Here is a 20,970-nt window from a genome sequence, read left to right as displayed (position 1 = left end):
CAGCGCTGCCTGCATCGTCCCGTTTGCTTTGTCGCCGCGAACCGCGCGCGTCCGAATGCCCCGCCGGTTAGTGGTAGCCGCCGAGCTCGCCTTGGCCGCGTACGGCGGCGGCGCGCTTTTGGGGATTGGGATGGAAGAAACCGTCGCCGCTCAGCGACTTGCCGCCCACCGTGACCGCTTGAACGGATACGTCGATGTCCAGCGATTCGGCGAACCGCCGAAGCAGCGCTTCCTGCTGCATGCCGTCCAGCTCGATGTACCAGGAAAACGTGCCGTATTGCTGGATGACGAACAGCCGCGCTCTCTCGAAGGAGACGGGCCATTCTTCCGAGCCTTGCCGAACTAAGAGGGAAGCCAGTTCAAAAGTTTCCATTTTCGCATGATCTCCAGTCGTTAAGGAATGCCGACCCGGTTGGCGGGACGAATGAGGCGAGCTATGATAGAGAGAACGAAAGGCGCCGCGCCGCGGATGGATTCATTGTAGCCGTTACCCGGCATGCGCGCAACGCGGGAAGGAGCGACGCCGGCATGCGAGATTGGCAAGCGGAGCGAGTCGGGCTTCACCGGATTTTCGTATACGGGTCGCTGCTGCCCGGACTGGAGAACGCCGGCCTCCTCTGGCCCTTCGCCAAGTCGGAGCCGCAGCCGGGAACGGTTCGCGGACGTCTCGTCGCCGTCGACGGTTATCCGGCGTTGGTGCTGACGCAGCCGGGAGCGACTGCCGATCGGCGCGTACGCGGCTTGTGGACGCTCGTGGACCGCGAGACGCTGCGGCGTATCGACCGGCTGGAGGAATACTTCGGGCCGGAGGACGACAACGATTACGATCGCGTATGGGTGCGCGACGCCGACCGCGAAGATCTGCGAGGATGGGTCTATGTCTGGCCGGACGACAGAGGCCGGCCGTATGCCGGAGGCGATTGGTGGCCCGACGCGAGGCTTGGCCGGGCGCCCGTAGATTGAATCGGCATATGCGCTGCGTTACGATAAGGATGGATAAAGCGTCCATGCGCCATAATCCTACGGAGAAGATGGCCCCTTCGCGTCATGCGGAGACGCCTCGGAATCCCTTATACTGATAGTTACGAATTTTACGGATCGACGGAAGGCGGGTAATGCGGCGATATGAGAACCATTGAAACGGCGGGGACGGGCAACGGCGATACGCGCAGAACGTTCGCGCGGGCGGCCCGGCGGACGGGGATGCTGGCGTTATGGCTCGTCCTGATCGCTTCATTAACGGCGCTTTTCGCGCCTGCGGCCTCCGCGCACGCGATATTGGAGACGGCTTCGCCCGTGCAGGACGCGCAGCTCGCGGAGAGCCCCGGCGCCGTCGAGCTGACGTTCAACGAGCGGCTTGACGGCGGTTCGACCGCGCGCCTGTCCGTCTTGAACGGCGACTCCAAGACCGTGGCTTCCGGCAAGCCGGAGCGTACCTCCCAAGGGAAGGGGCTGCGACTTGCGCTGCCCAAGCTGGGCGAGGGTCACTATACGGTGAGCTACTCGGTTATTTCCGCGGACGGGCATCCCGTCGAAGGGGCTTACGTCTTTACGGTGGGCAATCCGCCGCCGCTAACGGACGCGGCCGAGCTCGATCCGCATGCCCAGCTCGGGCATAGCTCCCACAATCACGGGGGCGACCAGGATCTCACGACGACCCGCTTTATTTTTTATGCCAGCCGGGCGTTGTTTTTCGCTTCCCTGCTCGTGCTGTCCGGGCTGCTGCTGTGGGGGCTGCGACGCGAGCCGTCCGCCGCGGAGCGAGCGTCCCGGGAGACGTGGATCGGCTGGACGGCCCAGTTCGGCGCGCTTGCGACGCTCGTCTACGTCGTGCTGCAGATGTCGAACCTGACCGAGGGCGAGCCGTTCTCCGAGTGGGGGCGTATCTTGACCGATACGACGGTCGGCCGCCTCTATGCGGCCCAGCTCGTGCTGGCGTTCGCAGCGCTGCTGCTTCGCGGCATGGGCGCCTATGCCGGGTTGGCCTGGACGCTGCTCGCGCTCATAGCCGAGGCCTGGAACGGACATGCCGCGGCATTCAGCCCGGCAGCCTACACGCTGGCGCTCGACTTCGTCCATCTGCTCGCCGCGGCCGTCTGGTCCGGCGGACTCGTGCTCCTCGCCGCCGTCTGGCATCGCGAGCGACCCGAGGCAGGCAGGTTCGCGATCCGTTTTTCCAAATGGGCCCTGCTCTCCTTCCTGCTGCTCGCGCTGACCGGCGCGCTCAGTACGCTGCAGTACTTACCTACGCTCTCCTACTTGTTCGAGACGTCCTGGGGGACGTGGCTGCTCATCAAGATCGGCCTGTCGCTGCTAGTCGTCGTCACTGCGTTCCTCATCCGCCTGCGCCTGCGCAAGGGCGAGCTGCCGCGGGCCGGCTTGCTGCGGGCCGATCTCGGCATGCTCGGCGCCATCGTGCTGAGCGTCGGCGTGCTGACCTACCAGAATCCGCTGCCGGCCAACCAGCCGATCTCCTACCACGAGATGGGGACGGACATGCACGTGACGCTTCGCATCTCGCCCGGAGCGCCGGGAGACAACGCGTTTACGCTGAAAATATGGCTGCCGGACAAGGTCGGCGCGCCGAAGAAGGTCGCCCTTCGCCTTCGTCCGCTCGGCAGCGGGGACGTCGGTTTTATCGACGTGCCGCTTGAGGCTTACGAAGATTCGGAGCTCGACGACTTCCCCGACTTTGCGAAGGCGACCTTCCAATCGAAGGGACCCTACCTCGCGTTCCGGGGACGCTGGGAGGCGCAGATCCGGGTGACGGACAGGACCGATACCGAGATCGTCAAATCCACGACTTTCAAAATTTATTAACGTGTCGCGGACGACGCCGCAGTAAACGGGGACGGGAGAGAAGCCGATGAACGACCGCCGGATCAAATGGATGATCCTGCTCATCCCGACGCTGACGATCGGCTTGTGGGAGTATGTGCGGCATGCGTTTTTGCTGCCGTACATGACGATGGACCTCGGCAATTTTCTCGCGCCCTTCATCGTGCTGGCCGTGACGCTGACGCTCGTGCGCGGTCTTTTCGCCAGGCTCGAGTCGTCCCAGCGGGCGCTTCAGCGCGAACGCTCGCTCAGCGCCGCGTTGGAAGAGCGGGAGCGGCTCGCGGGCGAGCTTCACGACGGCATCGCGCAATCGCTGTTCCTGCTGGCCGTCAAGCTGGACAAGCTGGATGCGTCGCCGAACGAGGCGGCGCGCGCCGCGACGGCCGGCGAGCTGCGGGAGACCGTCCGCGACGTGCACGAGGACGTGCGTCAAGCGATCGCGAGGCTGCGTCTGCCGCCCGAAGCGGCCGACCATGGCTGGGTGGAGCCGCTGCGCGAGCTGCTCGGCGAGACGGCGGCCTTGACCGAGGCGAAGGCGGAGTTCCGTTGGGACATTCCCGAGGACATGCTGGGCGCCAAGGAAAAAGTCGAGCTGCACGCCTGCCTGCGCGAAGCGCTGGTCAACGTGCGCAAGCACGCCCGCGCGGACCGCGTCTACGTGGTCGGCGAGCGGACGGCGGACGGCGGCTTCCGCTGCGCGGTCATCGACGATGGCGTCGGCTTCGCGGGCGAGCCGCTCGAGGCGCCGGGCAGATTCGGCTTGCGCATGGTTCGCGAGCGCGCGGGCCGCATGGGTTGGACGTTCGGCGCCACCTGCGGGGACGGCCTGACGGTGATCGAGTTGACCAAAAAAGGAGCGGACAAACATGGAAGGCGGATGGCGGATTCTGCTCGTTGACGATCACCGGCATGCGAGGCAGGGCATGCGGGAGATCGTAGAAGGATGTCCCGACTTCACCGTCGTCGGGGGAAGCCGCCAGCGGCGAGGAAGCGATCGGACTCATGCGGGACGCCCGGCCGGACCTCGTGCTTATGGACATTCACATGCCGGGCATGGGGGGACTGGCCGCATCCAAACTCATCAAGGAAGGCTATCCTTCGGTCAAAATCGTCATCGTCACCGTCTCAGACGAGCCCGCCCATCTGTTCGAGGCGCTGAAGAAGGGGGGCGCAAGGCTACCTGCTCAAAAATCTGAATCCTTCGGCCTGGCGGGAATATTTGCGTGCCGTCGCTTCGGACGACGCGCCGCTGAGCGCCGATATCGCGCTGTCGATCCTCAGGGAATTCGCCGGGCGCGGCGGATCGGGCGGCGCAGCGGCGGTCGCCCGAGGTCCCGGCAAGCGAACCGACGGGCCGGAGATCGGCGAGCCGCCGCGCGAAGACCTGACGCCAAGGGAGAAGGAAATTCTCCTGGAGGTGGCGAGAGGCCTAACGAACCGGGACGTCGCGGCCGCGCTCGGCGTGTCGGAGCATACGGTCAAAAACCATTTGAAAAACATTTTGCAGAAGCTACATCTTGGCAATCGGGTGCAGCTCACGCGGTATGCGTACGAGCAGGGGATCGTTGAACCGTGACGGTCCGCTGCTTTTTTCATGCCCTTGGAAGCTTGGCTCCCTTCTGTTTTTCAGAAAAAACGCTGATTTTGACATGAAAAATAGTAAACTTGATTAGGTTACCGGTATTTGCAAGTCTGCTAAAATCAAGCTTAGCATAAATGATAGCGCTTACCTGGGCGGTATGCGCGAAAGCGGGGCGGAACATGATGCGGACTTTTTTCCGCCACTTCACCAATCATATGAAAATCAGGAACAAGCTGATTATTTCGTTTATCGCGGTCGTATTGGTGCCCACGCTGATCGTCGGGGTCTATCTCACCGTGGAGCTGCGAAAAATGGCGCTGCGCGGCGCGGCGGAGCAGATCGAGACGAACATGGATCGCGTCAAAAAGCGGACGATGGACCTGCTCAACGTTTCCTACGATATCTCCTACCGTCTGTCCAACGATACGCGTCTCGGCCAGCTCGCCAACGGCGCCTACGATTCGACTTACAGCGTCGTGGACGCCTACCGCGAGTATCCCGACTTCAAGGAGTACGTGAACCTGTATCGAGAGATTACGAGCATGCGGCTGTACGTAGAAAACCCGACGCTCCTCGACAATTGGGAGATCATCCCCACCGACGAGCAGACGAAAAAAACGGACTGGTACCAATGGGCGAAAAAATCGGACGGCCTGATTCGTTGGAGCTATGTCACCGACGCGCGGGACGGTTTGCGTTATCTCAGCCTGATCCGTCGCATCGATTTTTATAAGCATTCCACGAACGGGGTGCTCGTCATCAATGCGAATTCGGCGATGCTCAACGGCATCCTGAGCCAGGAATCGTTCGATACGATGCTCGTCGCGGACCGCGATATCGTAGCGGCCAACCATCCCGAGCTGGTCGGCAAGACGCTGCAGGACCTGGCGATCGATCCCGATATCGTAGACCGGCGAAGCGGCGCGTTCATGACCAAGCTTGGAGATCGTCGCGTACGGATTCAAATCGCGGATTTATATCCGGACAACCCGTTGATCAACCTGCGCATTCTGTCCGTATTTTCAGTTGACGATATCGTGCGCGAGCCTAATCGGATCATTTGGTCGGCGCTGGCCGCGATCGGCCTCGGCCTCGTCGTCGCCCTCGTCCTGATCCTGATCTTGTCCAAGCTGATCGGGGACCGGCTGCTCCGCTTGAGCAAGCATATCTCCAGGGTCGCGACGGGCAAGCTTGACCTGCGGCTGGCGATCGACGGCAAGGACGAGATCGGGCAGCTCTCTCGCCAATTCAACGCGATGCTCGGCAGCATCCGGGCGCTGATGGGCGAGGTGAACGAATCGAACCGGCAAAAAAAGAGAGCTGGAGACGAGGCAGAACGAGATCAAGCTTCGAATGCTCGCCAGCCAGATCAACCCTCATTTTTTGTTCAACACGCTGGAGTCGATCCGCATGAAAGCGGTCGTAAGGAAGGAAACCGATATCGCCCGGACGGTAAAGCTGCTCGGCAAAATGATGCGCAAAAACCTCGAGGCCGGCAGCGGCGTCATCCCCGTATCCGCGGAGATCGATATGATCGGATGTTATCTGGACATTCAAAAATTCCGCTATGAAGACAGGCTGCTGTACAAGATGAATATCGATCCGGAGGCTTTGTCCGAGCGCATCCCGTCGCTCGTCATCCAGCCGATCGTCGAGAACGCCGTCATCCACGGCATGGAAAACAAAGAGGAGGCGGTAACCGTGGAGGTCACGCTGCAAAGCCGCGCCGACGGCCTGTTCGTCGAGGTGAGGGACGACGGCGCCGGCATGTCCGGGGACCGATTGGCAGAGGTGACGGCAAGCTTGAAGGACCCCGGGGGCGCGGAAGCCTCCGACCATATCGGCCTGCGCAACGTCAACGCTCGCCTCGAGCTGTCTTACGGCGTGGAGCATGGTCTCGCAATCGATAGCGCGCCCCACGAAGGAACGCGCGTGCGATTCGTCATCCCAAGGGGAAAGGAGGACCCAGCGAATGTATAAAGTTATTTTGGTCGACGACGAGCCCTCGATCCGGGAGGGGCTCGCGGAGCTGCTCGATTGGGAAGCGCTCGGGTACCGGATCGCCGGTTCGGCGGCGAGCGGCAAGGAAGCGCTGCTCCTGAACGCGCGAATTCGCCCGGATCTCTTGATCGTCGATATTCGGATGCCGGGCATGGACGGCATGGAGCTGATTCGCGAGCTCAAGAAGGAAGACGCCGACGTCCGCGTGCTCGTGCTCAGCGGCTATGCCGATTTTAATTATGCCCGGCAGGCGATCGCGCTTGGCGTCGACAATTATTTGCTGAAGCCCGTGGACGAGGATGAGCTGGCGGACAACTTAGGCACGATCAAACGGGCGCTCGACGAAAGGGAAGCGAAGCGCGAAGCGGAGAAGCGAACGGAAGAGGAACGTCTTTCCGAGCGGCTGACAGCGATGTTGACGACAGCGCCGGAGCGTGCCGAGACATGGGCGTCGGAGATGGCTTCATGGCGCGGTGAAGGCGCAGGCTTTCGGGTCGTGCTGATCGAGATCGCCGCGGACGGCGGAGAGACGGCGCTCGCGCGGCGGCAGATCGGCGAACGGCTGAAGGCTGCATACGAGAAAACGGGCGTGGGTATCGTCTTCGATGCAGGCGCCCCGATCGGTCTGCTGCTGGCGGACAGCGTGCTCCGGGATTCCGCCCGCCGCCGGCTGACGGCTTCTCTGCGCGACTGGGGCGAGCTTGCCGGCTGCCGCGTATTCGCGGCGGCAGGCGAGGGTGCGCCCGATGCCGCCGGCATTCCTTTATCGTTCGCGACGGCCAAGCTGCGCGCGCAGCACCGCTTCTTTTACGACGGCGCGGACTTTATCGACGACGAGACGGCGCGGCGGCTGCCGTCCGCGGAGGCGGGACCCTTCGAGCCGGACCTGCTGCTGCGCCAGGCGGAGCGGCTGTACCTCGCGGTCTGCACGGGCAGCGAAGCCCGCGTAGCGCCGATCGTCGAGGAGATCGGCGATCTCCTGCTGGGCGCCGGCGAAGGAGAAGATTCGCTCAAAGCCCGGTTCGTCCAGCTGCTGACGCGCCTGCTCGAGAAGCTGTCGGCCCGCCAGCCGGGCGCCGGCTCCGCCCCGACGCTGCTTGAGCCGAAGCTGCTGGCGATCCACCGCGCATGCGGATACCAAACGATGCTCGCGCAAATTTCCGGCCTTCTCGTTGAAGCGATTCGGCTGACGGACGACGGCGGGGGAGAGCGTCAGATTCGGAAGATGACGCAACTGATCGATGCCCACTACAAGGACAATCTGAAGCTGGAAAAGCTGGCGGAGGCGTTTAATTACAACAGCGCTTATCTGGGGAAGCTTTTCAAGTCCGTGACCGGGGATTCGTTCAATACCTATCTCGACAAAGTCCGGATCGCCAAGGCCAAGCAGCTGCTCCGGACGGGGCTCAAAGTGTACGAGGCGGCGGAGCAGGTCGGCTATCCCAACCCGGACTATTTCCACGGCAAATTCCGAAAATACGAGGGCCTGTCGCCTGGCGCATACCGCAGTCAATTCGAATCGTCGTGATCGCGAAGCATAAGGACGGACAAGGCAGCAAAATCAGCTGTTTCGTCCGTCTTTTTTAGCGGCTTTCTGAAAACGTTTTCTGAAATCCCTGATTTTAGGAGGAAGACGGGGCGGATTTGCCGGGTAGGACCGATGAAAGCGTTCTCTTATAATAAGACCAAGCAAGGAGGTAATCGTATGAGGACAATGACGGCAAGCCAAGAAAGGCGAACGGAGAGCGTGTCGCGGAAAAAGGGCGGCGCCTTTTGGAAAAAGTTTTTCCAGCAGCGATACCTGTATCTGATGTCCGTGCCGTTCGTTTTGTGGGCCTTCGTATTCAGCTACTTGCCGCTCTGGGGCTGGACGATGGCATTCCAGAAATTTAAGCCGGGCATCGCTTTCGGGGATCAGAAGTGGGTCGGCCTTCAGTACTTCAGGGAGCTGTTCGCCGACGAGCAATTCTACCGGGTGCTGCGCAACACGCTCGCGATGAGCACGATGGGACTCGTCGCCGGCTTCATCGTACCGATCGTGTTCGCGGTCGTCCTGAACGAAGTGCGGGCGATGCCGGTCAAACGGTTCGTGCAGACCGTCTCCTGATCTCCCTCACTTCGTCTCTTGGGTGGTGGTGGCGGGGATCGTCACGAAGATGCTGTCGACCGAGGGCGGCGTGGTCAACGAGATCCTCGTCTCGCTCCATATCGTCGACGAGCCGATCCAGTTCATGGCCAAGGGCGGTTTGTTCTGGTACATCGTCACCGCTTCGGACGTGTGGAAGGAGATGGGCTGGAATACGATCATCTACCTCGCGGCCATCGCGGGAATCGGTCCCGACTTGTACGAGGCGGCCAAAGTGGACGGGGCCAGCCGGCTGCGCCAGATCTGGCATATTACGCTGCCGGGCATTCGCCCCACGATCGTCGTCCTGCTCATTATGTCGATCGGACATCTGGTCGGGATCGGCTTCGAGAAGCAATTCCTGCTCGGCAACCCGCTCGTGAGCGACTATTCGCAGGTACTCGACCTGTACGCGCTCAATTACGGTCTCGGTCTAGGACGCTTCTCGTTCGGCACCGCCATCAACATTTTTAATTCCGTCATCAGCGTGTTCCTGCTCCTTATCGCCAACGGCATCTTCAAGCGCACGACCAAAGAAAGCATCTTCTAAGGAGGCCGGCCCGCATGCAAGCGATCAGACGTTTCGCCGGCCGTCCCTGGTCGGACCAGCTCTTCGAAGTCGTCGTGTACGCGATTTTGATCCTCGTCACCGTCATTACGCTCTACCCGTTCCTCAACGTGCTCGCCATCTCGCTGAACGATTCGACCGACAGCGTGCGGGGCGGCCTGACGATCTACCCCCGGGTGCCGACGTTCAAAAATTACGAGACCATTTTCGCTTTCGGCGGCCTGATTACCGGGCTCAAGATATCGGTGCTGCGGACGGTCGTCGGCACGCTGCTGGGGTTGGTCAGCGCGTCCATGCTGGCGTTCACGATCAGCAGGGCGGATTTTCAGGGCAGGCGGTTCATCTCCGCTTTCCTGGCGCTCACCATGTACGTGTCCGGCGGTCTGATTCCATTCTACATTCTGATCCGCGACCTCAACATGATGAACACCTTCGCGGTCTACGTGCTGCCCGGACTCGTGAGCGCCTTCAACGTCTTTATCATCCGTTCGTTCATCGACGGCATTCCCTATGCGCTGCAGGAATCCGCGAAGCTCGACGGCGCGAGCGACTGGACGATCTTCTGGCGCGTCATCCTGCCGCTGACGAAGCCTGCCCTGGCCACCATCGCCCTATTCCTGGCGGTAGGGCAGTGGAACGCCTGGTTCGACACCTACCTGTACAACGGATCGAACGAGAAGCTCACGACGCTGCAGTTCGAGCTCATGAAGGTGCTTCAGAGCACGACGACGAACGCCGACCAGTTCCGCGGACGCAATATGACCGAGGTGATGCGGCAGATCTCCCCCGAATCGGTCAAAATGGCGATCACGATCGTCGTGACCGTGCCGATCCTCGTCGTGTATCCGTTTCTGCAAAAGTACTTCGTCAAGGGCATGACGCTCGGCGCCGTCAAAAGCTGACGCCAGCCAGCGGGACGCCATACCGAACCGAAGGGATCCGCAGGGTTGCATCCTGTCCAAATACGATCCATCATTCACATTAAACGGAGGGTTCCAAGCGATGAAAAAGAGAATGAAGGTAAACGCGCTGCTGCTCGCCGGCGCCATGACGCTGAGCTTTCTGTCCGCCTGCAGCAAGGATAACGGCGATAGCGGCGGCACGGCTTCCGGAGCTGCGCCATCCGGATCGTCGACGGCAACGGAAGCGGCGAAGGAAGGCGAGGTTCTGAAGCCCGTCACGTTTACTTACTTTTCCGAAGACCCGAATCCGAACTGGAACAACATGCAGGACGACGTCTCCAAGGAGATCACGAAGAAGACCGGCGTCACCCTCGATGCCGAGTTCGCGGTCGGCGACCCTGCGCAAAAGGTCGCGCTCATGGCCGCGAGCGGCGAATATCCCGACATTATCGCGGCCAAAGGCGACATCGGCAAGCTCGTCGACGCCGGCGCGGTGCTAGACCTGACCGAGCTGATCGACAAGTATGCGCCCAATATCAAAAAAGGTGCTCGGACCGTACATGAGCCGGGCGAAGTATACGACCGAAGACCAATCGATCTATTCGATCCCGACCTGGTCGGCGGTAGACGAAGTCAAGGCGGTCGCGGGCGGCGGCTTCGAGCTCCAGCACCGCGTCGTCAAGGAAGCGGGTTACCCGACCATTCGCACGGTACAGGATTACGAGAAGGTCATCAAGGACTACCTTGCCAAGCATCCGACGGACGAGAACGGCAACAAAAACATCGGCTTGTCGCTGAACGCGGACGACTGGCATATGTACATTTCCGTGACGAACCCTGCGACCTTCGTGACGGGCGGTTCGGACGACGGCGAATACTTTATCAACCAGCAGACGCACGAAGCGATCTATCACTTCCGGCGCCCGGAGGAGAAGGAATACTTCCGTTGGCTCAACCATATGAACGCGGAAGGACTGCTCGACAAGGAAAGCTTCGTGCAAAAATACGATCAGTACAAGGCGAAGGTCGCCTCCGGCCGCGTGCTCGGCTTGATCGACCAGGACTGGGATTTTAACGACGGTCAGCAGGCGCTCAAGACCGCCGGAAAGTTCGATCAGACGTACGGCCATTATCCTGTCACGATGAGCGAGCAGTACAAGGAGACGTCGTTCTGGCCGACTGGCTTCATGGGCGGGTACGGCATCTCGATCTCTAGCAAGGCGAAGGATCCGGTACGCATCATCAAGTTCCTCGATTACCTCGCTTCGGACGAAGGCCAGGTGCTGAACAACTGGGGCATCGAAGGCAAGCATTACGTCGTCGAAAACGGCAAGCGCGTCGTGCCGAAGGAAGTCCAGGACCGCATCAACAACGATAACACCGCGTTCACCAAGGAGTCCGGACTCGGCTTCTACTGGAACATCATGGTCCACTACGGCGACGGCGTGAAGGACCCGACCGGCAACTATTATACGAAAAACAGCCCGGAAATGATCACCCAGGGCTACAGCGACGCGGAGAAGGAAACGCTGGCGGCCTACAAGGCGACGACTTGGAAGGACTTGTTCCCGAAGGAAGACGAGTTTAACGTGAAGGCGTACGGCGCCGCATGGAACATTCAAATTCCTGGCGAAGACGAAGTATCCATCCTCGGCAACAAGATGAAGGACATCACCTGGAAGCGGATCCCGGAGGCCATCCTCGCGAAGCCCGAAGACTTCGACAAAATCTGGGACGCCTATCAGAACGACCTGATCAAGGCAGGCGTCGAAAAGATGGAGAAGGGCTACACCAAGTACGTGCAGGACCGCGTGAAGCTGTGGAGCGCGGACGAAGGGAAATAACGATTGGCGAGCCTCCGCGTCCTTTCCGGGCTGCGGAGGCTTGTTCATTTGCGGTCATGACTCTTTGGGGTCATGCGCTTCGATGCGGACGGCCTCTATAATAGGCGTATCCCAAAGAAACGAAAGGTTGATCGCAGATGAAAAAAATCGGAGCTCTGCTCTTCGCCGCTACGCTGGCGTTCGGCTATACAGGAATGGCTAGCGCGCACGTCCGGGTCGAGCCGGCGGAGGTGGCGCAGAACGCGTACCAGGTGTTCACGATCCGCGTCCCGAGCGAAAACGAGGGCGTCAATACGACGCAGGTCAAATTGGACGTTCCTGCAGGCGTGGAAGTGTCGCGCTTCGAGCCGTATCCCGGCTGGACGAGCACGACCGAGAAAGACGCGGACGGCAAAGTCGTCTCCGTCACTTGGAAGTCCGACGGCCCAGGCATCACGGAGACGGAGTTCGTGCAGTTTATGTTCCAGGGACACGTCGCCGAGGACGCGAAGGAACTGGTGTGGAAGGCGCATCAGACTTACTCCGACGGCGCGGTCGTCGATTGGAGCGGCGCGCCGGATGCCGATGCGCCGGCATCGGTGACGACGGTAACTGCGGCTGCGGCCGACGGCGACGGGCACGGGCACGCGGATGCCGCATCGACGGAAGCGTCGGACGGCAATCGGGATCCGCTGACGCTGGGCCTTGCGGTCGCGGGCCTGGTGGCGGGCCTGGCTGCGCTCGCCACTGCGCTGCTGCGCAAGAAGTCGCGATGAGCGGATTGGTGCTCCGGCAAGCGATCGCGGCCGTGAGTGCCGCTATGCTCGCCAAACCAACGACTCGGTGCCGATAGCGGAAGAAAGTTCCGCTATGGCCTTCAAACTCGCTGGCTCAGGGCCAATAGCGGAAGAAAGTTCCGCTATGGCCTCCAAACTCGCTGGCTCAGGGCCGATAGCGGAAGAAAGTTCCGCTATGGCCTTCAAACTAGCTGGCTCAGGGCCGATAGCGGAAGAAAGTTCCGCTATGGCCTTCAAACTCGCTGGCTCGGTGCCGATAGCGGAAGAAAGTTCCGCTATGGCCTTCAAACTCGCTGGCTCAGGGCCGATAGCGGAAGAAAGTTCCGCTATGGCCTTCAAACTCGCTGGCTCGGGGCCGATAGCGGAAGAAAGTTCCGCTATGGCCTCCAAACTCGCTGGCTCGGTGCCGATAGCGGAAGAAAGTTCCGCTATGGCCTTCAAATTAGCTGCCTCGGTGCCGATAGCGGAAGAAAGTTCCGCTATGGCCTTCAAACTAGCTGCCTCGGTGCCGATAGCGGAAGAAAGTTCCGCTATGGCCTCCAAACTCGCTGCCTCAGGGCCGATAGCGGAAGAAAGTTCCGCTATGGCCTCCAAACTCGCTGGCTCAGGGCGCTTGCCAGCAAGCGATAGCGGAAGCGCGGATCTTTATTTGTCGGCGCGTATCGCAGCTGGGAGCGTAGCCGGATTGACACCCGGTTCGCGGCCGTGTACAGTTGAACCATGAATTCCACTGGGGGCGCCCGCAAGGGCTGAGATAAGGCAGCGATGCCTTGGTCCCTTTGAACCTGATCTGGGTCATGCCAGCGTAGGAAAGTGGACCAATGTGCGTAGCAAGCTGCATCGGATTGGAGAGACGCGAGCCGACAGGCAGTGTCATACATAGCGAGCCGTCTTTCCGTATCCGCGGGAAGCGTTCGTTCGCCCCTCCGCCCATGCAGTTCGAAGCTGCTCGTTTTGGCCGCTCCCGACGGGGCGGCTTTTTTTGCATCTCGCGCAAAAGAGCCTCGTCTCGAATGGGGCGCCCATCCAGGCGTATGGATGTCCGCCGACGGTCGTATCCGTCTTCGGGCGGAAACGCCGCTTGCAGCCTTGCTTAACCGTCATTGTGTTTCTTTTTTCGCATCATGCCCTTGTCGGCCTCCCGGAGGAATTCGCATGAATTCATTCCAGGGGAGGTTTTTTTAGCGATGGCGATCATGACCCGGGCGCTGCCCGGCAGCCGCAAAGTTTACTTGAACGGGGACGGGGGCATACGTGTGCCGATGCGCGAGATCCGTCTCTCCGACAGCACGGCCAGAGACGGCTCCTCGCAGCCGAACGCGCCCCTCCTCGTTTATGACGCTAGCGGGCCTTATACGGACGAGGGCTATGAATCCGATGTCCGTAAAGGACTTCCGCCGCTTAGAGACGCATGGATCGAGGCAAGAGGAGACACGGTCGAGTATGTCGGAAGAGCGCTGGTACCGTCGGACGACGGCTATCATGCCGAGGCTCCTGCCCGCTCGCAAGGCGCGCAGGCCTATCCGGGACTTAAGCGCAGGCCGCGCCGGGCGGCGGAGGGTCGCAATATCACGCAGCTTCATTATGCGCGCCGCGGCATCGTCACGCCCGAGATGGCTTATATCGCCGTCCGGGAAGGGATGACGCCCGAATTCGTACGAGACGAGGTTGCTGCTGGACGCGCCGTCATTCCGGCCAACGTCAATCATCCGGAGTGCGAGCCGATGATCATCGGACGGCATTTTCACGTGAAAATCAACGCGAATATCGGCAATTCCGCCGTAGCTTCCTCCATCGAGGACGAAGTGCAGAAAATGACCTGGGCGACCCGATGGGGCGCGGATACGATCATGGACCTGTCGACGGGCAAAAACATTCACGCGACCCGGGAGTGGATCATGCGCAACGCCCCGGTCCCGGTCGGCACGGTGCCGATCTACCAAGCGCTCGAAAAAGTCGGCGGTCGGGCCGAAGCGCTCACTTGGGAAATCTATCGCGACACGCTCATCGAGCAAGCGGAGCAGGGCGTCGATTATTTTACCATCCACGCGGGCGTGCTGCTGCGCTATATCCGGTTGACCGCGGAAAGAGTGACGGGCATCGTGTCACGCGGCGGTTCTATCATGGCGGCCTGGTGTCTCGCGCATCATGAGGAGAACTTCCTCTATACGCATTTCGAGGAGATCTGCGAGATCATGAAGGCGTACGACATCACCTTCTCGCTGGGGGACGGCCTGCGGCCCGGCTCGATCGCGGACGCCAACGACGAGGCGCAGTTCGCGGAGCTAGATACGCTGGGCGAGCTCACCCGCATTGCCTGGAAGCATGACGTGCAGGTCATGATCGAGGGGCCGGGCCATGTGCCGATGCATCTGATCAAAGAAAACGTCGACCGGCAGATGGCGGTATGCCAAGAGGCGCCTTTCTACACGCTCGGTCCGCTGACGACGGACATCGCCCCTGGATACGACCATATCACGTCGGCCATCGGCGCGGCGATGATCGGTTGGTTCGGCACCGCCATGCTCTGCTACGTCACGCCGAAGGAGCATTTGGGCTTGCCGAATAAGGAAGACGTTAAGGACGGCGTCATCGCTTACAAGATCGCGGCCCATGCGGCGGACCTGGCCAAGGGCCACCCGAGGGCCAAGCTTCGCGACGATGCGCTGTCGAAGGCGAGGTTCGAGTTCAGATGGCGGGACCAGTTCCATCTGTCCCTCGACCCGGAGCGGGCGATGGCCTACCACGATGAGACGCTCCCGGCGGAGGGAGCGAAGACCGCCCACTTCTGCTCGATGTGCGGTCCGAAGTTCTGCAGCATGCGGATCACGCAGGATATACGCGACTATGCGGCCGCGCGCGGACTGAACGACGAGGAGGCGGTGGAAACCGGCATGCGAGAGCAGGCGGACGGCTTTAATGCGGCCGGCGGGCAAATCTATGTCTAGCGCGCAGGCCGGAGCGCCGGCATCCGGCAAGGACAGCGCCGGTCCTGGGGAGGAGGGCTTCGGGAGCGGCGAGTCCCCGTGCAGATACGATCGGCAAATTCGCTTCGCGCCGATCGGAGCCGAAGGCCAGCGCCTGCTCGGCGGCGCGGCCGTCCTCGTGGCGGGCGTCGGCGCGCTCGGGTGCGCGCTCGCGCAGCAGATGGTCCGGGCCGGCGTAGGCACCGTCAGGCTGGCGGACCGCGACTTCGTCGAACGCGGCAACCTGCACCGCCAGTCGCTTTTCGACGAGGCGGACGCGGCTGCGTCGACGCCCAAGGCCGTCGCTGCCGCGGCGCGATTGCGCGAGGCGAACGGCGCCGTGCGGATCGAGCCGTTCGTGGCCGACATCGGGGCCGGGAACGTCGGGACGCTGCTTGCCGGCGTAGACCTGGTGCTGGACGGCACCGACAATGCCGAGACCCGCCTTTTGTTGAGCGATGCCTGCTTCGCCAGGGGCATTCCTTTCTTATACGGCGGGGCGACGGGATCGGCCGCAAGCTCGGCGTCGCTCTTGCCGGGCCGGACGGCATGCCTCCGCTGCCTGATCGGAGGGGAAAGCGAAGCGGAGGCGGGGGACACTTGCGATACGGCAGGCATCGTCGGACCCGCGGTCGAGCTTGCCGCTTCGCTTCAGGCGGCGGAGGCGCTCAAGTGGCTGAGCGGCAATCGCGGCGCGATGCGGCGGACATGGATCGCGGCGGACGTTTGGCATTTTTCGCTGCGGGAGTCGAAGCTGCCGCCGGGAAGGCCGTCCTGCCCCTACTGCGGAGACGCCGTCGAATCCTTCGTCCGGGCGTCGGAGCAGCCCGCATCAGCGATGGAAGCGACCGTCCTGTGCGGCCGGGGGACGATCCAGGTCGCGACGGGGAGCGCGTTGATCCCGCGGGAATGCGCTGTCCGTCTCGCGCGTCGCGGATGCCGAATTCTCGTCGCCAACGATTACTTGGTCCGGGCGCGAACGCCATGCGGCGCGACGATCGCGGCGTTCGGGGACGGCCGGGTGCTCGTGCGCGGCGAGGGCGGGGCAGAGGAAGCGATCCGGGTCTGCCGGACCTACGTGATCGGGAAGCCGGGGGAAACGGGATCGGAGGAGGAGCTCGATTGAGAACGATCGAAGATTGCAAGCTTTACGTGATTACGGGCGAACAGTACCACCCGGGCAGGCCGCTCGCCGAGGTGATAGAAGCCGCGATCGCCGGCGGGGCGGACATCGTCCAGCTTCGCGACAAGAACGGTTCGCCCGCGGAGCGGCTGGCCAAAGCGAAGTCGCTGCGCGCGTTGACCCGTCGCCACGGCGTATTGTTCATCGTCAACGACGACGCGGAGCTCGCGCTTGCCGCCGACGCCGACGGCGTTCATCTCGGCCAGGACGACATGCCGTTGGCTGAAGCGAGGCGCCTGCTCGGCAGCGGGATGCTGATCGGCATTTCCACGCACGAGCTGTCTCAGGCGCTGGAGGCGGAACGAGCCGGGGCGGATTACGTCGGCGTCGGACCGGTTTATCCGACGCCGACGAAGCCGGGCAGGCAAGGCGTGACGACCGCCTACGTTTCCGAGGCTGCCGAGCGGCTGCGGATTCCCTTTTCGCGATCGGCGGCATCTCGCCGGAGACGGCCGACGCCGTGCTGGCGGCAGGCGCGAGACGGCTGTGCGCGGTGTCGGCCGTGGTCGGGCATCCCGATCCGGCTGCCGTCTGCGTCATGCTGAAGCGGAGCATCGAGCGGTGGGAGTCGCGGGAAGCCCGCCGATCGAACGAAGGCGGCGGCAAGGCAATCTCTTTGATGCTGAACGGCAAACAAGCCTGGTGCGAGGCTTCTACGCTCGGCGCGCTCGCGCGGTCTCTCGGGCTCGCCGAACGAAGAGTGATGGCCGAGCTGAACGGCGAGGCGGTGCCGAGGGCGGACTGGGACGCCGTTCCGATCCGCGCGGACGATCGCGTAGAGTTCGTACAATTCGTGGGAGGTGGATGATCGATGAACGCAGCATCGTCGCGGCTTGAGATCGGCGGCATCGCGCTCAGGTCCAGGCTCTTTCTGGGCACGGGGCGATATCCGAGTCCTGCCGTCATGCGCGAGGCGCTGGAAGCTTCGGGCGCGCAGGTCGTCACCTTCGCGGTGCGCAGAGTCGACCTCGACGTCGCGGAGGACGACCCGCTGCTGCGGCAGACGGGAGGGAAAGACCTGGTCTACCTGCCGAATACGTCCGGCGCCTCGACGGCGGACGAGGCCGTCCGGATCGCCCGTTTGGCGAGGGAGGCCGGTCTTGGCAATTGGGTCAAAGTGGAGATCAGCGGCCATCCGCGCCTGCTGCTTCCCGATCCGGCCGAGACGCTGAAGGCGACGGAGCGTCTCGCGCGCGAAGGCTTCACTGTCCTGCCCTATACGTCCGACGACCCGATGCAGGCGCTCCGGCTGGAGGAGGCGGGAGCTGCGGCCGTCATGCCGGGCGGATCGCCGATCGGCACGGGGCTCGGCATCCTCAATCCATACCATCTAGGCTGGATCGTCGAAAATGCCGGCGTGCCCGTCATCGTAGACGCGGGGCTCGGCTCGGCCGCCGACGCGGCAACCGCCATGGAGCTTGGCGCCGACGGCATCCTGGTCAATACGCCTGTGGCCAAGGCGCGAGATCCCGTCGCGATGGCCGCGGCTATGCGGCTGGGCGTCGAGGCCGGATGGCTGTCCCGGCAAGCCGGCCGTATACCGAGGCGCGCGTACGCTTCGGCGAGCAGCGACGAGGCCGGCGCCTGGTTCGCGGAACCGACGGCCGCAAGGGGGATGCGGCCTTGAAGAGAACCTTGCTCGTGCTGGGCGGCGGCATCGTCGGCTTGTCCTGCGCCTATGAAGCGCTGAAGCAAGGATGGCGAGCGATCGTCGTCGACCGCGGCGAGATCGGCGGCCAAGCTTCGGGTGCGGCGGCGGGAATGCTTGCGCCCTTCTACGAGAACGGAGACGGTCCCGACGCCTTTTTCCGCTTGTGCATGGACAGCTTCGCCAGATACCCGGCATGGACGGCGGAGATCGAGGACGTAGCCGGCGCGCGCGCGGGCTTCGTCCGGTCGGGCAGCCTGCACGTCGCGTACCGCGAAGCGGACCGGCTGCCGCTGTTCGGACGGCTCGCTTGGCAGGCGCGCCACAGCGCCGGTCTGGAATGGCTGGATGAAGCGGCGTTGTCCCGCATCGAGCCTTCCTTGCCGCCGGGGTTGGCCGGCGCGCTCTATTGTCCCGAGGAAGCGCACGTGCAGGCGCCGCTGTTGGTCAAGGTGCTCGCAGGCGCTTGCGAGCGCCTCGGCGCGCGGTTGCTGCCGCTGGCGGGAGAGCTGACCGACATCGGGCAAGGCGCGGCGGGCGGACTGTCCGCACGCTTCGAGGCGCACGGCACGATCGGCGCGGACGCGCTTTGCTGCTGCCTTGGCGCCTGGAGCGGCCTGCTGGCGGATTGGTTGCGCTTGCGCATTCCCGTTCATCCGATACGAGGGCAAATTTGCGCTTACGACCCGGCTCCCGTCTCTCTGCGCCATATCGTGTTCGGTCCGCAGGCGTACTGGGTGGGCAAGCCGGACGGCTCGCTCGTCTGCGGCGCGTCCGAGGACGAAGCCGGGTTCGACCGGACGGTGACGGCGGGCGGCATCGGACGGCTCGTTCGCGCGGGCGGGCGGATGTTCCCCGTATTGGCAGGCGCCGCGCCGGCCCGGAGCTGGGCGGGACTGCGTCCCGCCACGCTGGACGGATGGCCGCTCATCGGCCCCGCGCCGGGCAGATCCGGCGTATTTGTAGCCGCCGGTCATTATCGCAACGGCATCCTGCTGAGCCCGGCGACGTCGGCCGCGTTCGGGCGTTGGCTGGCTGCCGGGGGCGGAGCCGGCGGCGACGAGGCGAGCGAAGCGTTCCGGCCCGACCGCTTCGGCGTCCGCGGCACAGGCGAGCGATGGGCGGCGACGCCGGTATGATCGGTGAGGCGTCGACCGGCCGGGCAGGCGCCGAATGCATGGGGCGAGGCGGCGGACCGGCTCGCGCGCTAACGATCGCAGGCTCGGACTCCGGCGGCGGCGCGGGCATCCAGGGCGATCTGAAGACCTTTCAGGAGCTCGGCGCTTACGGCATGAGCGTCGTGACGGCGGTCACGGCGCAGAACAGCTTGGGCGTACAGCTAGCGGAACCCATGTCGGCGCGACTGATCGCTGCCCAGCTCGACAGCGTGCTCGGCGATTTGGGCGCGGATGCGGCCAAGACGGGGATGATGCCGACGCCCGAAGCCGCGGCAGCCGTCGCAGGCGCGCTAAGCCGGCACGGCGTTCGCAGGCTTGTCGTCGACCCGGTTCGGCTGGCCAAGGACGGCTTTGCGTTGGCGTCTCCGGGCGCATTCGAAGCCGTCGCGCGCCGGCTGTTCCCGATCGCCGAACTGGCGACGCCCAACCTGCCCGAAGCGGCCGCCCTGCTCGGAGTTCGCGAGGCGGATCTCGCACAGCTCGGCGCGCGCGTCGAAGCGGCCAGGTCGCTGCTCGAATTGGGATCGCGCTTCGTGCTGTTAAAAGGCGGCCACGCCGAGGATGAAGCCTGTACCGATATATTGGTCGGCGCGTCGGACGATGGCGCCGAACCGCTGCTGCTCCGCGGGCCGCGCCTGCCCGGCGCGGTCGCTCGAGGCACGGGCTGCGCGTTCGCGGCCGCCGCCTGCGCGGCCATGGCGCTCGGCCAGGACGTGCCCGCCGCTTGCCGCAACGCCAAGTCGTTCGTCGCCGGGGCGCTCGCGGGGAGATTCCGGCTAGGCGCCGGGACGGCAAGCTTGAATCATAAGTGGGGGAAGCCAAATCAAAGGTCCGAATAAGAAGGAAGTCGGCCGGCAACGCGAATCGGCTTTACGAAAGGCGCGTCTTGGTTTATTGCCGCGTTTACCACCATCGAATAAAGCGGCCATCAAGGCCAAGATGGCGAGGTTTACGGATTCAGCCTGTATCACAGCCTGCGGACGGACAAGTTCTATGCGCTGGTGCTCGGCAAGGAAGGCGAGTTCGAGCAGTACGAGCTGAAGGACAACGGAAAAGGGAAGCTCGCAGGCAAGCTGGTGCGCGAGTTCAAGCTCGCAATGCAGTCCGAAGGCTTGTCGGCTGATGACGAATACGGACTGGGAACAGACCGCGAGCGGAGCGAAGACACCGCTCCTGCTAGATAATCAGGCGGACCCGCACACGATCCGTAACCGCTGCGATAAGTAATCACAACCCTTTTTCAAGGGCCGCCGAGTGTCGGTGATGACCGTCCGCTTGCTTGACGCGGCGCGTTCCCCTATAATAGTCAGTAATTCAAAGCAAAAATGGATAAATGCGACGATGGAGACAAGTAAGCAG

General features: G+C 63.0%; 16 protein-coding genes, 6 pseudogenes and 1 riboswitch. Of the genes and pseudogenes, 20 read left to right on the top strand and 2 right to left on the bottom strand.

The features are described 5' to 3' along the window. Positions 1-67 precede the first annotated feature (67 nt). A complete protein-coding gene (locus OMP38_RS05905; protein ID WP_277564263.1) occupies positions 68-373 on the bottom strand; it encodes a hypothetical protein in 306 nt (101 codons plus the stop codon). A gap of 155 nt (positions 374-528) precedes the next feature. On the opposite strand from OMP38_RS05905, the gene OMP38_RS05900 reads away from it, so the two are divergent. The 12 genes and pseudogenes from OMP38_RS05900 (at position 529) to OMP38_RS05855 (ending at position 12,615) form a co-directional block, all read left to right on the top strand. Further along, positions 529-963 (top strand): gamma-glutamylcyclotransferase family protein, encoded by a 435-nt coding sequence (locus OMP38_RS05900; protein WP_277564262.1) that lies wholly within the window; start codon positions 529-531, stop codon positions 961-963. A gap of 162 nt (positions 964-1,125) precedes the next feature. Beyond that, entirely contained in the window at positions 1,126-2,820 is a 1,695-nt protein-coding gene (locus OMP38_RS05895) for a copper resistance CopC/CopD family protein (RefSeq protein WP_277564261.1), read from the top strand. A gap of 46 nt (positions 2,821-2,866) precedes the next feature. Further along, a complete protein-coding gene (locus tag OMP38_RS05890) occupies positions 2,867-3,736 on the top strand; it encodes a sensor histidine kinase (protein ID WP_277564260.1) in 870 nt (289 codons plus the stop codon). Further along, positions 3,705-4,414: pseudogene (locus OMP38_RS05885) on the top strand (response regulator). The gene OMP38_RS05890 and the pseudogene OMP38_RS05885 overlap by 32 nt, the downstream one beginning before the upstream one ends. Positions 4,415-4,554: 140 nt before the next feature. Further along, a pseudogene (locus tag OMP38_RS34475) lies at positions 4,555-5,637 on the top strand (two-component sensor histidine kinase); the annotation flags it as partial. 136 nt (positions 5,638-5,773) lie between these two features. Beyond that, positions 5,774-5,941, top strand: a pseudogene (locus OMP38_RS34470) (histidine kinase); the annotation flags it as partial. 9 nt (positions 5,942-5,950) lie between these two features. Further along, positions 5,951-6,400, top strand: a complete 450-nt coding sequence (locus OMP38_RS34465; protein WP_338130476.1) for a sensor histidine kinase — start codon at positions 5,951-5,953, stop codon at positions 6,398-6,400. Beyond that, complete coding sequence (locus tag OMP38_RS05875; protein WP_277564259.1) at positions 6,393-7,949, top strand: response regulator transcription factor; 1,557 nt, start codon at positions 6,393-6,395, stop codon at positions 7,947-7,949. Before OMP38_RS34465 ends, OMP38_RS05875 begins: the two co-directional genes overlap by 8 nt. A 177-nt stretch (positions 7,950-8,126) precedes the next feature. Further along, a pseudogene (locus OMP38_RS05870) lies at positions 8,127-9,096 on the top strand (ABC transporter permease). A gap of 14 nt (positions 9,097-9,110) precedes the next feature. Further along, positions 9,111-10,016 (top strand): carbohydrate ABC transporter permease, encoded by a 906-nt coding sequence (locus OMP38_RS05865; protein ID WP_277564258.1) that lies wholly within the window; start codon positions 9,111-9,113, stop codon positions 10,014-10,016. Between the two features lie 100 nt (positions 10,017-10,116). Beyond that, positions 10,117-11,860, top strand: a pseudogene (locus tag OMP38_RS05860) (ABC transporter substrate-binding protein). A gap of 137 nt (positions 11,861-11,997) precedes the next feature. Further along, positions 11,998-12,615 carry a YcnI family copper-binding membrane protein gene (locus OMP38_RS05855; protein ID WP_277564257.1) on the top strand — a complete coding sequence of 206 codons (618 nt, stop codon included), beginning with the start codon at positions 11,998-12,000 and terminating at the stop codon, positions 12,613-12,615. A 42-nt stretch (positions 12,616-12,657) separates the two neighbouring features. Here OMP38_RS05855 and OMP38_RS05850 read toward each other — a convergent pair whose 3' ends face one another. Continuing rightward, on the bottom strand, positions 12,658-13,179 hold the full coding sequence (locus tag OMP38_RS05850; protein ID WP_277564256.1) for a hypothetical protein: 522 nt from the start codon (positions 13,177-13,179) through the stop codon (positions 12,658-12,660). A 179-nt stretch (positions 13,180-13,358) separates the two neighbouring features. Next, a riboswitch (TPP riboswitch) is annotated at positions 13,359-13,465 on the top strand. A gap of 358 nt (positions 13,466-13,823) precedes the next feature. Between OMP38_RS05850 and thiC the strand changes: the two genes are divergently transcribed. The 8 genes and pseudogenes from thiC to OMP38_RS05810 form a co-directional block, all read left to right on the top strand. Further along, the gene (thiC, locus tag OMP38_RS05845; protein ID WP_277564255.1) at positions 13,824-15,584 is read left to right on the top strand and encodes a phosphomethylpyrimidine synthase ThiC; all 1,761 of its coding nucleotides are present in this window, start codon (positions 13,824-13,826) and stop codon (positions 15,582-15,584) included. After that, the gene (locus tag OMP38_RS05840; protein ID WP_277564254.1) at positions 15,577-16,728 is read left to right on the top strand and encodes a ThiF family adenylyltransferase; all 1,152 of its coding nucleotides are present in this window, start codon (positions 15,577-15,579) and stop codon (positions 16,726-16,728) included. Before thiC ends, OMP38_RS05840 begins: the two co-directional genes overlap by 8 nt. After that, positions 16,725-17,330, top strand: coding sequence for a thiamine phosphate synthase (thiE, locus tag OMP38_RS05835; RefSeq protein ID WP_338130419.1), 606 nt, complete (start codon positions 16,725-16,727; stop codon positions 17,328-17,330). Before OMP38_RS05840 ends, thiE begins: the two co-directional genes overlap by 4 nt. Further along, on the top strand, positions 17,279-17,593 hold the full coding sequence (gene thiS, locus OMP38_RS34460; protein WP_338130418.1) for a sulfur carrier protein ThiS: 315 nt from the start codon (positions 17,279-17,281) through the stop codon (positions 17,591-17,593). The genes thiE and thiS overlap by 52 nt, the downstream gene beginning before the upstream one ends. 3 nt (positions 17,594-17,596) lie before the next feature. Continuing rightward, positions 17,597-18,412 (top strand): thiazole synthase, encoded by an 816-nt coding sequence (locus OMP38_RS05825; protein WP_277564253.1) that lies wholly within the window; start codon positions 17,597-17,599, stop codon positions 18,410-18,412. Continuing rightward, on the top strand, positions 18,409-19,572 hold the full coding sequence (thiO, locus tag OMP38_RS05820; RefSeq protein WP_277564252.1) for a glycine oxidase ThiO: 1,164 nt from the start codon (positions 18,409-18,411) through the stop codon (positions 19,570-19,572). Before OMP38_RS05825 ends, thiO begins: the two co-directional genes overlap by 4 nt. Continuing rightward, positions 19,569-20,450, top strand: a complete 882-nt coding sequence (thiD, locus tag OMP38_RS05815) for a bifunctional hydroxymethylpyrimidine kinase/phosphomethylpyrimidine kinase (RefSeq protein WP_277564251.1) — start codon at positions 19,569-19,571, stop codon at positions 20,448-20,450. The genes thiO and thiD overlap by 4 nt, the downstream gene beginning before the upstream one ends. A 105-nt stretch (positions 20,451-20,555) precedes the next feature. After that, positions 20,556-20,747 (top strand): annotated as a pseudogene (locus OMP38_RS05810) (phytase); the annotation flags it as partial. Positions 20,748-20,970 lie beyond the last annotated feature (223 nt).

This window comes from Cohnella ginsengisoli (assembly GCF_029525555.1).
Taxonomy (GTDB): Bacteria; Bacillota; Bacilli; order Paenibacillales; family Paenibacillaceae; genus Cohnella; species Cohnella ginsengisoli.
This window is presented reverse-complemented; position numbering and strand designations above follow the sequence as displayed.